Source organism: Gammaproteobacteria bacterium (assembly GCA_016199745.1).
In the GTDB taxonomy this organism is placed as follows: Bacteria; Pseudomonadota; Gammaproteobacteria; order Acidiferrobacterales; family Sulfurifustaceae; genus JACQFZ01.
Genome location: JACQFZ010000068.1, coordinates 75,923 through 88,793 on the forward strand (window position 1 = coordinate 75,923; position 12,871 = coordinate 88,793).

A 12,871-nucleotide genomic window follows, 5' to 3' on the forward strand; every position below is an offset into this window, starting at 1 on the left:
CAATGAAACACTCTCTGCTGACCGTATTGTCCGGCGTATTCTGCGCTACGTTACTCGTCACCGGTTGCGGCGGCGGTAATGCCGGCGACTCGTCCGACTCTACGCCGGCGCCGACGCCCGAGCCGACGCCGGCACCAACGCCGACACCAACCGATCCCGCGCCGTCGTCCTATTCATTGTTGGTAACCATCGCCGGCAGCGGTACCGTCAAAAGCGATCCTGCCGGCATTGTTGATTGCAGCGTCAGCTGCAGCGCAAGCTTCGCCAGCGGAACGCGCGTTGTGCTGACCGCGGCGCCCACGGCCGGGCATATATTCAGCGGTTGGAGCGGCGGCGGGTGTTCCGGTGTCGGGCCGTGCACGGTAACGATGACGGCGGCGCAAACCGTCAACGCGAGTTTCGATGGCCCGCCGGATAACACGTTGAGCGACTTCGAGCGTTCGCTGGTTAATTTGCCGCCCAATACCTGGTACGAAGTGCCCAATAGCAAAATGACCGACGTCTGCGTGTCGCCGGCTTTGTGGGGCAATTGTATTTACGTCACCGACGCCTGGGGCGGCGGCGCGTTCGATCCGATTCATCGCAAGATGCTGATCTTCGGCGGTGGTCACGCCGATTACCTCGGCAACGAGGTTTACAGCTTCGATCTGCGCACCGGCAAGTGGGAGCGTCTCACCGATCCTTCGCCGGTCAAGGATCCGGTTACCGGCGCAATTGTCGCCAGCGCCGGCACCGATCCGTTGCCCGACGGCAACCCGGTATCACGCCACACCTACGATCAGCTGGCTTACATCACGCATGTGAATCGCTTCCTTAGCCAAGGAGGAGCGACGGCGCCCAACGGCGGTGGTAGCTCGGTCACGTGGTTGTTCGACGTCGACCAGCACAAATGGACCGACAAGCTCGACTCTAATATGGTGAAACCCGGTGGTACCGAAGCGGGCAAACTGTTAGGGCAGGGCAGTTACAACGCGGCGAGTGGTTATGATCCGGCGAGTGGGCTCGTGTTCATGCGTTCGCACGGCGCATTGTTGAGCTACAACGTCAACACCAATACCTGGACGTCGCTGTCAGGTTTCGGCTCCGCGCCGCTGTGGCCGCGCTACGATGTCTACGGTCCGTTGCGTGGTGCCGTGGATACCAAGCGTCATCTCTTTTGGACAGTCGGTAGCAACGATTGCTTGGTTTGGGACATTCCCAATAAAAAATTGGTGACCAATGATTGGGCCACTACCGGCGGCGGCACTTACACCAATTACCCGCGCACGAAAAATTACGCCGATACCGATCCGAGCAAGAATCAAGTCTTCAATTCCGGTGGCGGTGACATTCTCAATGCCTATGGACCGGGCTTCGATTACGACAGCAAGGCCGATCAAATGGTCGGTTGGATCGGCGGTGGCACGGTGATCGGGAACGACGGCAAGCCGGTAACGGGAAGCGATGGCTTGCCGATCACGATCCCGTCGCAGCCGTACGCACTCGACTTGAATAGCAAAACCTGGACCACAAAAAATCCGACCGGCGCGCCGGCGACAAAGACCAAGAACGGCGTCTATGGACGTTGGCGTTATCTGGAGCGATACAACGTTTTTATTTTGGTTAATAGCGCCAGTTCGAACGTTTATTTCTATAAGAACAGCGCCGGCGGGCCATGAGTCGGTAATGACTCCCGATGACGGCACATAGGTGCCATTTTACGGTTCAGGAGGGAATGGTACTTACTTAAAGCAAAAACCGAAACGTATCAGCCGCCACTCCCTCCCCCCTGAAGGGGAAGGGACCTGCTAATAAGGTCGGGGTGGGTGAATGTAGTCATCGTTCGGTTAAGTTAAGTGCCATTCGTATTAGGATTCGATTTAACGGACTGGCTTTATACGGCGAGTACCTGGTGGATATGTCGTGCCTGGCGACTTGTCGATCAAATGCCGGTGTCACTCAGGCTAGTTCAATTCGATCAGCCGCGACCGGCGCAAGTTGTCCATCTTCAGAACGAAGAAGAACTCATGGTGTATTGCCAGCCGCAAGTGGACCTGCGCAACGGCCGGGTTTTTTCGGCCGAAACCCTGCTTCGCTGACGGCACCCGCCGCACGATTGGATTTCACCTGTCGAATTCTGTTGTCCGATTCAATCAACCTCGCCAAATTTCGAGGCGTATGTCGTCATAAAAGACCTCGCCCTCGTAGAAGTTGTTGTGCGGTTCTCCGAACATAAAGAAGTCCGGCCAAGCGATGTTAGCCGACCAAAGTGCCGGCTCATTGGGTAAGGAGGGGTAGTGACTGTTGTCGATGCACGGACTGTCGGCGGCAAGCGGCTTGCGGTTGTAGTGCCACACGCATTTGTCAGCGGCGTTGATAGTTGTCTTATAAGTTTTCCTACCGCCGAATTTGAAGTTGCCCGTGACCTTGAGCGTGAATCGGTCGCCGTTGCGCTCAATGCTGGCGCGATACCAGGTCATCGATTTGTAGGCGTCGACCGCGCGAATTTTGCCCGAGGGTTGCCAGACGCCGGCGGCATAGGAATAGAACGGCTTGCCGTTGAGCTCGTTGGTCGTGCCTTTGCCGTCGATGCCGATCATCATCAGCGGCGTTTCACCGCTCTCCATAAAGCGTTGCCCGTTGTAGATTTCCATCCACGGCGGCACGTTGTTGTCCGAATCGAGCACGACTTTGCGATGGTGATGGAGATACACGTTGTTGTGCGGTCGTGGCACCGTATCGAGAATGGTCAACCAGTAGAACCCGTTTTCTTCGCTAGCGGCTTTGTCCGCTAGCCAGGGTTCGGCCAGCTCACCACCCGTATAGCCGTTGTTGCCCGGCAGACCGTTGCCGAAGTTGGCGTAACCCACCTTGAGCGAGATGCGATAGCGCTTGGGCAGGGCACGGGTGGATCGCACCAGCGTGGCATCGGTATGAGCCGGTGAAGCGATGCGCAACACTTTATTGCATCCGCCCGCCGGATCCGAGGTTATCGAGAACAGATCGCGCAACACCGTTGTCGGCGAGCGTGAGTATGACTCGACCGTTAGCCAATTTTTCTTGCCGAACGGTGCGCTCGCACGAAATGCGGGCGGCGGTATGACACCACGGTTTTGGAAAAAGGCACCATCGTCGGAAAATCCGTTGTCAGGGTAGGTGTCGGTTTCCCACACTGGGTTGGGCAATATTAGATTTTCGAACGTTTCTTGGAATACCACGACCCAGCTCTGCCTATGACGGCGGTGGTGTTCGGTCCGTACTTTGGGGAGGGAGTGGACACCGGCAGTGGCGGTGGTCCAGCCAACGAGGAATACCATGCCCAGGGCCATCCCAACGATAAGTTGTACGTACGGTAACGCTGGAGAAATCCGACGTTTGTTATTCTGTTTACTCATAATTCCGGCCAATCCGTTAACCCTGTCATTTTGCACGTCGGATAGTGCTGCTACGGAGGGAGAACGGGTGTTTTGAAAATTTCGGGAGAGGCGACTAAACGTTTGGCTAGCGAATCTAGGCAGGCGCATCCTACTCCTATCATAAGGAATGCCCCTAACCGAGCTTTTGTGCCCAGAGGATTCATCGATCCCATAAAATTCCTAAGCAGTTCAAGGTGCTTATTAGGGTTTCTCCCCAATCGCTTGAAATCAGACCCGGTTAAAGTGGGAATACTTGTGGACTACGCTGGTTTTTCGGTCCGATTAAGGGTATTTTCCCGCGTCTCAAGTAGGTAATTGGTTTCGTTGCACGCGGCCTATAGACCTTTATATAAGAAGCGCGATTACTAATTACAACTATCAACTATCCTATGTAAGTCCCTTAGTTTCCTATTGAAGAGAGAGTAGATGTACAGAGAAAAAGTACGAGCGATCTTGTCGCAACATGGTCGTCTGTCCGTTCCGATCGATACCCTGACCGATGAAAGTGATCTCTATAACGCCGGGCTGACTTCGCTGGCGACGGTAGGGCTGATGCTTGCTTTGGAAGAGGGGTTCGAAATCGAGTTTTCCGATTCCATGCTCAGTCGCAAAACGTTCGGCAGCATCGACTCGCTGGCGGCGGCGGTGGAAGCGTTGTCGGGTAAATAAGCGGGTCGTCGTGTCTACATCAGCTTGGCTATATCGGCCCGGCTGCTAATGCGGTGGGAGGTATCTTGACGATGGAATCATTGCGCGCGCCGAGTGCGGCAGCGGTCGATTTCGACCGCGTGATTACTCAGGTTCATGCGGTCGGGCGTGACGTTGTTCAACCGGCAGCACGCGACGTCGACAGCGCCGCGCGGTTTCCGACCGAGGCGATCAACGCGTTACGGGAATTAAAGTTGCTCAGTGCCTACGTGCCGGTCGAGTTCGGCGGCATGGGTTTAGACATCATTCAGATTGCTAAGATCTGCGAAGTGTTGGGGCAGTACTGCGGCTCGACGGCAATGGTGTTTGCGATGCATCAGATCCAGGTGGGTTGCATCGTCCACCACGGGCAAACATCGAATTACTTCCGGCGTTATCTTAAGGATCTGGTCCCGCAGCAGCGACTCATCGCCTCGGCGACCACGGAAATCGGTATTGGCGGCGATTTGCGCTCGAGCATTTGCGCGGTCGAGATCGATGGCGGTCGATTCCAGTTGACGAAAAAAGCACCGGTCATTTCTTATGGCGCTGCCGCCGACGACATCTTAGTTACCTGCCGCCGCGCCGCCGATGCCGCCGCCAGCGACCAAGTACAGGTGCTCGTCCGCAAAGAAGATTATCAACTCGATCCGATTTCCGGCTGGGACACCTTGGGATTCCGTGGCACTTGCAGCTGCGGGTTCGTTTTAACCGCCACCGGTGCCAGCGAGCAGGTATTGCCGGTGCCGTTTGCCGACATCTTAAGCCAGACGATGCATCCGTTTTCGCACATCGTTTGGGCATCGCTGTGGTCCGGTATCGCCGCCGACGCCGTCAACTACGCGCGTTCGTTCGTGCGCGCCGAGGCGCGGAAAAATCCGGGCGGACCGACGCCGATTGCCGCCATCCGTTTGGCCGAGACCGACACCGTCTTGCAACTCATGCGCAGCAACGTCAATACCGCGGTCGTCGACTACCAGCGGATGCTGCAAGAGGGCAACGTCGAGGCGTTCAAGAATTTCGGTTTTGCCATCCGCACTAACAACCTAAAGCTCGCGAGCTCGCAGCTCATCATCGATATCGTCGGTCGTGCCATGTTGATCTGTGGGATATCGTCTTATCGAAACGATTCCAAGTTCAGTTTGTGCCGGCACTTGCGTGATGCCTATGGCGCGGCGTTGATGGTGAACAACGATCGCATCATGAATCACAACGCAACCATGTCGTTGGTGCATAAAGAGGCCTAGCCGCCGTATGTGTACAAAAGATTCTCTGGAAGTTTCTTACCAAACTTATTTGACCGAGTTGCTGGATGCCGGGCTGCTCATTTCGTCCGGCGTGCAGGGCGTGTACGGACTCAGCGGCGTATTCGAGGACATTATCGAACGCTTCGAGGCCTACGTGACGCGCATGGGAGCGCACCTAAAACCGGAAGTGATGCGCTTTCCGCCGGTGTTGAGTCGCCACACATATGAGCAGATGGACCACATCGAGACGTTTCCGAATCTGATGGGGTCGGTGCACAGCTTCACCGGTAACGAAAAAAATCATCTAGAGTTGATGCGCAAGAAAACCGCCGGCGAAACTTGGAGCGCGGATCTGGCACCGACAAACGTGATGATGGTGCCGGCGGCGTGTTATCCGCTGTATCCGACGGCGCGCGGTACGTTGCCGCCAGCCGGTCGCACGGTCGATTTGCGCGCGTTCGTGTTTCGGCACGAGCCGTCGATCGATCCGGCACGCATGCAGATTTTCCGCCAGCGCGAATACGTGCGCTTGGGCACACCGGAGCAAGCGTTCGAGCATCGCGAGTATTGGTTGAAGCGCGGCGAAGAGATGCTGCGCGCCGTCGGTTTAGATGCCGAGCCGGTAGTCGCAAACGATCCGTTCTTTGGCCGCGGCGGCCGTGTCATGGCGGCGACCCAGCGTGAACAAACGTTGAAGTACGAGCTGGTCGTGCCGGTGGCGTCTACCGAGAAGCTGACGGCGGTCGTGTCGTGCAATTATCACCAAGACCATTTTGGCGCTACCTTCGATATCAAGACGCCGAACGGCGAAAGCGCACATACCGCGTGTATCGGCTTCGGCCTCGAGCGCATCGCGCTTGCGCTATTCAAGAAGCATGGCTTCGATACCGCCAAGTGGCCGACGGAGGTGTGTGGGGTGTTGGGTTTATGATGCGGCGGATTCTCGCGCTCGATCCGAAGACGTATAAACGCCATCTCATCCATGGCGAGTCGCGCGGCTGGGCCGAGACCAATTGCTACTCCGATATCTGGATCGAGTTGCTGCATTCGCTTGGGCACGAGCCGATCGCGGCGCTGCCGTTTACCTTCGCCGCCGATTTCGAAGGCGATCAGTGGACGTTTTTCAAATTCCCGCTGCTGGATCTGACCGAGCTCTACGGCTTGGATGTGCAAGAGCTCGCCATTTGGCGGCCGCTGGTGACTCATATCGACGAGCAGGTGGCGCGCGGCCGTCCGGTGCTGGTCGAGCTCGATTCGTTTCATCTGCCCGATACCGCCGGCACCGCCTACAAGCTGGCACACGTAAAGTCGACGGTTGCGATCACCGAGATCGACGTCGAGCAAAAGCACTTGGGTTATTTCCACGGCCAAGGTTTTTATCATCTGAGCGGCGACGATTTCGTCGATGTGCTGCGGATGCGCGAACCGCAAGATCCGACGGCGTTACCGCCGTACGTGGAGTTCGTGAAGCGTCGTCGGACCGCGACGCTCGATCGGGAAGTATTGCGGCGCACCTCGCTTAAGATTTTGAGCAAACACCTTGGCTTATTGCCGACGGCAAATCCGTTCGGCAGCTTCAAGGTACGTTTCGAACAGGATCTTCCCTGGCTGCTGCAAGCCGACTTGGAAGTGTTTCATCAATATTCGTTCGCCACGCTGCGGCAATATGGCGCGTGTTTCGAACTATCGGCGACCTATCTGCAATGGTTGATAGCCAACGGCGAGCGTGGATTGGATGAGGTGACGCGCGCGTTTTTGGATTTGTCGGAAGGTGCCAAGACTTTTCAATTCCAGCTCGCACGCACGATGGCTCGTAAAAAGCCGCTCGATTTCTTGCCGCTCGATGTCATGGCCGAGCGCTGGGAACGAGGCAGCACCGCGCTACGGGCACGATACCTATAGATAGCGTCGCGCGCCGCCAATTTAATGGGCACATCGGGTTCCCAGATCGAGACCGCTATAACCGGTGCAATACCGGTTTCCAACGACTGGCGACTATTGTCGACCGCCGCCGACGCCATCGCCGCCCCGTCTGAGCTTCCTACGGAGGCGTCGTCTTGGATCGCGGCGCCGGTGCCGGGTACGGCAGCGCAGGCGTTGCAACTCGCCGGGCAGTGGCATCTCGACCAGTACTTCGACTTCGATGCGCACGATTGGTGGTACCGCTGCACATTTGCCGGTCGTGCGGTCGATGCGAGCGTGCACCGTTGGCTCAGCTTCGAAGGGCTGGCGACCTTGGCCGAGGTATGGCTCAACGGTCAATCGATTCTCACGTCGGACAACATGTTTCAGCGCCACGTCATCGATGTTAGCGCGCTGCTGCGTGACAACAACGAGTTAGTCGTCGTTTTCCGCGCGTTGTCGCCGGCGTTGGCGCGACCACGGGCACGTCCGCGCTGGAAAACTAAATTAGTCGTTCAGCAGCAGCTGCGCTGGTTCCGCACGACGTTGTTGGGTCGGATTCCCGGCTGGTCGCCACCGGTTGCACCGGTAGGTCCGTGGCGCGGCGTTACGATAGAGCATCGGCGGCCGGAAACGCCGACCGCTATCGATGTGCGGTCGTATCTCGACGATAGCACCGGCGTCGTCGAGTTCAGTTGCCATTTGGCGTTATCGGCGGAAATATCGGTGACCGCCGAATTAACGGTAGGCGACGCTTCCGGTCCGTTGCACGTCGAGCGTGACGCGTCGGGATATCGCATCGTCGGCAGCGTACGAGTCGCGAATCCCTCGTTGTGGTGGCCGCATACCCATGGCATTCCGCAGTTGCATCCTTGCAGTGCTCGTATCGTCGTCAATGGAACTGCCGTGGCGATCGATTGTGGTTCTGTCGGCTTCCGGCGGATCGACGTGCGGAACGACAATGGCGACTTCGAGCTGCGCGTGAACGGCGTGCCGATTTTTTGTCGCGGCGCTTGCTGGACCGTGAGCGATATTGTCTCGCTGGCCGGCACGGCGGCGACGCTGTCGCACAGCTTACGGTTAATGCAGTGGGCCGGTGCCAATATGTTGCGTATCGGCGGCACCATGCTGTACGAAGATTCGAGCTTTTATCGTCTGTGTGATCAACTGGGCATTCTGGTTTGGCAAGATTTTATGTTCGCCAACATGGACTACCCGGTGGACGATGCTGCATTTCAGACCTCAGTGCGCACGGAAGTCACGCAACAATTGCAGCGCTTACGCCGGCATACCTGTGTTGCAGTCTATTGCGGTAACAGCGAAGTCGAGCAACAGGCGGCGATGCTCGGAATTGCGCGCGATGCTTGGCGCAGTCCGTTGTTCTCGCAGATTCTGCCGGAGTTGTGCGAGCGCTGGCATCCAGGCACGCCATATGTCGCATCGACGCCGAGTGGCGGCACACTGCCGTTCCACGTCGGCACCGGCATCACGCATTACTACGGTGTCGGCGCTTATCTACGACCGGTATCGGAAGTGCGGCGCGCCAAGGTTCGGTTTACACCGGAATGTCTTGGTTTCGCCAATGTCCCGGAGAAACAAACCATTGATTTGCTAATGGACGGCGCCACCCCGGTAACGCACGATCCGCGCTGGAAACGGCGCACGCCGCGCGATACCGGCGCCGGCTGGGACTTCGAAGATGTGCGTGACCATTATTTGGCGCAACTGTTTGCGACCGATCCAGTGCGTTTGCGTTGTTTCGACCCGGACCGTTATTTGGCGCTCGCACGCGTTACCACCGGCGAGATGATGTCGCAGGTGTTTTCCGAATGGCGTAGCGCTTATAACTCATGCCATGGTGCGCTCGTCTGGTTCCTAAAGGATTTATGGCCAGGCGCCGGCTGGGGCATTTTGGACAGTTGCGGAATACCTAAAGCCTGTTTCTACTATTTGCGACGCGCGTGGCAACCGCAGACGGTGCTGTTAACCGACGAACTCCTGGACGGTGTGCATGCACATGTCATCAACGAGAGCGATCGTGTGCTGACCGGAACCCTAGAATTGATGCTACTGCGAGATGAGCGGGTCGTAACAGCACGCGCTAAAACCGCGTGTCATATCGCGCCGCGTTCGAAAGCGGCATTCGCGGCGGATGCCTTGTTCGACGGCTTTTACGACACCTCGTACGTGTACCGCTTTGGGCCGCCGAAGCATGATGTCGTGATTGCCACCTTGCTGGACGAGCAGGGCGGTGTTATCGCCGAGGCGTTTCACTTTCCGGGAGCGAGCGAGCCTGAGCGGCGCGGCGCTACCGTCTCGGCCGAAGCGCGCCGCGTCGGTGACAACGCTTACGAAGTAATGCTGACCAGCGATCGGTTTTTGTACGCCGTGCACTTCGACAGCAAAGGGTTCGTCGCCGACGACAATTATTTTCATCTGCCGCCTGATCGGAAGAAGGTGGTCAAATTGCAAAGCGTTGCCGGCGATACAGCGAAGCTTCGGGGCTATGTCGAGGCGCTGAATCTCGAAGAAGCCGTGCGTATCGTCGTCAAAGATGCATGAGCCTAGTTCCGTTCGATACCAACGGTCAGACTGCCGGTAACAGTGCGCTCGGTGCCGCGTCGGCGTCGGCGCTGACCCGTGCACCGCTTTATTTCGGCCCAGCGGAGCGCTCACTGTTCGGTTGGTACCACGCCCCGGCAGGCGTTGCGCCACGCAAGCTGGCGATCGTTATATGCCCACCGCTCGGCAATGAATATATGAGCTCGCATCGATCGCTACGGCACTTGGCCGATCGACTCGCGACTGCCGGTATACCGGCGCTTCGTTTCGATTATCACGGTACCGGCGACTCCATGGGCAGCTCCGAGGATCCGGGTCGCGTCGCTGCCTGGCTCGACAGCATTCAAGAAGCGGTGCAGACGTTGCGCGCCGCCTCTGGTTGCGCGCATATTGGTTTAATCGGCCTGCGCATGGGAGCAACGCTGGCCGCCATCGCCTCGCAGCAAATCGCCTTATCGTGCTTAGTATTGTGGGCGCCATGTGTGCGCGGACGCACCTATATCCGTGAGCTTAAGGCGTTGCATGTCGCCGGCGATACGCCGGGCATGGTGTTGCTCGAGTCAGCGGACCTCGAGGCCGGCGGCTTTGTCACGACCGCGGAAACCCAACGCGATATTGCACCGATTAATCTTGAAGAGACGCCGCCGACGGCACGGCGAGTGTTGCTCGTCGCGCGCGATGATATGGCCGCAGACACGCGCGTGCGCGATAAATGGTCGGCGACCGGATTGTCTATCGAGCAACGCGTGTTGCCGGGTTATCTTCGGATGTTCGCATCGCCGCACGATACGATCGTGCCGCAGACAGCAATTGCCGAGATCGTCGAATGGTTGGTGGCTGCTGCAGATAGCAACACCGAGGCGTCGACCGGCCACCGGGCGGAGCCGCGTGCGCTCGCTGGCGGTGCGCGCCAGCTCGTCGTCGGCGAGATTCGTGAATCGATCGTGCGCTTCGGCCCGGCGAGCACGCTTTTCGGAATACTGAGCGAACCGCTGACAGGTAATAGCGCTGCGCCAACGATTTTATTGCCCAATGCCGGATCGACGCATCACGTTGGCTCTAACAATCTCTATGTCATTCTGGCGCGAACGTTGACACGAGCCGGCTTTCGTTGCCTGCGTTTCGATTTTCCTGGATTGGGCGATAGCGTTATCGATAACGTCGACGCGGAAAATAACCCGTATGTTGCCGATGCCAGCGATGTCATCGATATGGCAATGCAAACCGTCGCGCCACGCGCCGGCGCGGCGTCGTTTGTTATCATGGGCCTGTGCTCCGGTGCGCATGCAGCGTTTCATGCCGGCTTAGAGTTGGCTGAGCGGCCGATCGTGGAATGCGTGCTAATCAATCCACTGACCTTTTATTACAAGCCGGGCATGTCGCTCGAAGCGCCGGCGTTGCAGCAGTACGAAACTTGGCAGCGCTACATGCGCGCGCTGCGCAACCCGCGCAGTTGGGTGAAATTGCTGCGCAAAGATACCGATTTCGCCGGTATATTCATGACCGTCTTCCGGCGAATGCTCGCGGTTATCGGCAGCAAAATAAAATCGCGAAAATCTAGCAACGACACGAACAGTGCCGTTGCGACCGACGATCTCAAGGCGGATATCGGCAAGTTAATTAAAGCGGGCCGCAAGCTGACGTTCGTGTTTTCGCGCTTCGATCCAGGATACGACTTATTAATGTTCGGCGCCGCCGGCGCCGTTAAGCGCTTTCGTCGGCGTGGGTTCATCAAGTTGTGGCGCATCGATAAAACTAATCATACGTTTAATACCCGTGCTCCACGACGTCAGGTGGTAGAGTTACTACGAGATCACTTGGTAGGGCACTATTTACGCAAACGTTGAAGTGGCGGGAAGCGGGTTTCGGTCAAAAATAACATGTCAGTATTTCCATCGGTGCCTAACACATCTGCGGTCGCGCAAGCGAATTCCGCCGTCTCGGCCATAGAACCGGCCACGTTGTCGCAACGCCTGCCGGCGCTCGACGGTCTACGCGGTCTCGCTATTTTAATGGTGGTCATGCACAACTTGAGTCCGTTGTCGCAGCCGCATGGCGCCGTGTCGTATCTGCTCGCGGTGTGGCTGGACCATGGCTGGATTGGCGTACCGTTGTTCTTTGCGCTCAGCGGTTTTCTCATTACCGGCATTTTGCTCGATACGCGTGCGGCACCGAATTATTTCAAGTCGTTCTTCGCACGGCGCGCGCTACGAATTTTCCCGCTTTATTACGCAACGTTGTTTGTCATGTTCGTGGTATTGCCGATATTTAATCTTTGGCATCGCATCTCGCCGAGCGAGCTCTGGTCGGTAGTGTACTTGTCGAATTGGGTACAGCCGTTTCACCCGCGCGAATTCTCGTTGCCGCATTTTTGGTCGCTGGCGGTCGAGGAACAGTTCTATTTGCTATGGCCGTTCGTGGTGTATCGGTTAGGGACCCGTCAGGTATTGAAGCTAAGTCTGATTGTTGCCGCGCTGGCGCTCGTTATCCGGCTCGTTTTGCTGTACGCCGGGTTCTCGCACGATGCGCTGTATCAGTTTTCCGTGTGTCGCATGGACGCGCTCGCGCTCGGCGCCGCCGCCGCCGCGGCGTTACGCTTGCCGGTATGGCGTGAACGGCTGGTGGGGCGGCAACAGCAACTGCTTTGGGTCTGCATCGCCGTGCTGGCGCTCGGGGCGCCGCTTAGTCACCTCTACCAACAATTTGGCTTTTTGCCGCAGTCTATCGGCTACACGTTCATCGCCATCGGTTCATGCTTGCTGGTGCTGACCGCCGCCTGCGCCGACCTGAGTGGTGCCGCTGGCTGGTGGTCGAGGTTGTTGCGCAACACTTTATTGCGCCGATTGGCACTTTATAGTTATGCGATGTATGTGTTGCATATCCCACTACAAGAAATCATTGCTCGGCCGCTGGCGCGCGCGTATGGCTGGGAGAATCATTCCAGTTTGTGGGGGACGTTGATCTATATCGTCGCCGGCACCGTCGTGTCTTATTGTGTCGCTGCGCTTTCGTACCATGCTTTCGAAAGGCACTTCCTCCGCCTGAAGCGCTATTTTGCCGCCGCCAACTAAGGCCGTG

General features: G+C 57.5%; 10 protein-coding genes. 9 read left to right on the forward strand and 1 reads right to left on the reverse strand.

Annotated features, from left to right (window positions below):
* Positions 1-2 precede the first annotated feature (2 nt).
* Positions 3-1,658, forward strand: a complete 1,656-nt coding sequence (locus tag HY308_17570) for a hypothetical protein (protein ID MBI3900081.1) — start codon at positions 3-5, stop codon at positions 1,656-1,658.
* A gap of 177 nt (positions 1,659-1,835) precedes the next feature.
* The gene (locus HY308_17575) at positions 1,836-2,078 is read left to right on the forward strand and encodes a hypothetical protein (GenBank protein ID MBI3900082.1); all 243 of its coding nucleotides are present in this window, start codon (positions 1,836-1,838) and stop codon (positions 2,076-2,078) included.
* Positions 2,079-2,132: 54 nt separating this feature from the next.
* On the opposite strand, the gene HY308_17580 is transcribed toward HY308_17575, so the two are convergent.
* Positions 2,133-3,374 (reverse strand): hypothetical protein, encoded by a 1,242-nt coding sequence (locus HY308_17580; protein MBI3900083.1) that lies wholly within the window; start codon positions 3,372-3,374, stop codon positions 2,133-2,135.
* Between the two features lie 447 nt (positions 3,375-3,821).
* On the opposite strand from HY308_17580, the gene HY308_17585 reads away from it, so the two are divergent.
* The 7 genes from HY308_17585 to HY308_17615 all read left to right on the forward strand — a co-directional run bounded on the left by HY308_17585 (position 3,822) and on the right by HY308_17615 (position 12,864).
* Positions 3,822-4,064, forward strand: a complete 243-nt coding sequence (locus HY308_17585) for an acyl carrier protein (GenBank protein ID MBI3900084.1) — start codon at positions 3,822-3,824, stop codon at positions 4,062-4,064.
* Between the two features lie 71 nt (positions 4,065-4,135).
* Entirely contained in the window at positions 4,136-5,329 is a 1,194-nt protein-coding gene (locus HY308_17590) for an acyl-CoA/acyl-ACP dehydrogenase (GenBank protein ID MBI3900085.1), read from the forward strand.
* Between the two features lie 7 nt (positions 5,330-5,336).
* Entirely contained in the window at positions 5,337-6,260 is a 924-nt protein-coding gene (locus HY308_17595) for an amino acid--[acyl-carrier-protein] ligase (GenBank protein MBI3900086.1), read from the forward strand.
* Complete coding sequence (locus HY308_17600; GenBank protein ID MBI3900087.1) at positions 6,257-7,231, forward strand: DUF1839 family protein; 975 nt, start codon at positions 6,257-6,259, stop codon at positions 7,229-7,231. The genes HY308_17595 and HY308_17600 overlap by 4 nt, the downstream gene beginning before the upstream one ends.
* A 96-nt stretch (positions 7,232-7,327) precedes the next feature.
* Entirely contained in the window at positions 7,328-9,793 is a 2,466-nt protein-coding gene (locus tag HY308_17605) for a glycoside hydrolase family 2 protein (protein MBI3900088.1), read from the forward strand.
* Positions 9,790-11,640, forward strand: a complete 1,851-nt coding sequence (locus tag HY308_17610; GenBank protein MBI3900089.1) for an alpha/beta fold hydrolase — start codon at positions 9,790-9,792, stop codon at positions 11,638-11,640. Before HY308_17605 ends, HY308_17610 begins: the two co-directional genes overlap by 4 nt.
* Before the next feature lie 51 nt (positions 11,641-11,691).
* Entirely contained in the window at positions 11,692-12,864 is a 1,173-nt protein-coding gene (locus tag HY308_17615; protein ID MBI3900090.1) for an acyltransferase, read from the forward strand.
* Positions 12,865-12,871: the final 7 nt, after the last annotated feature.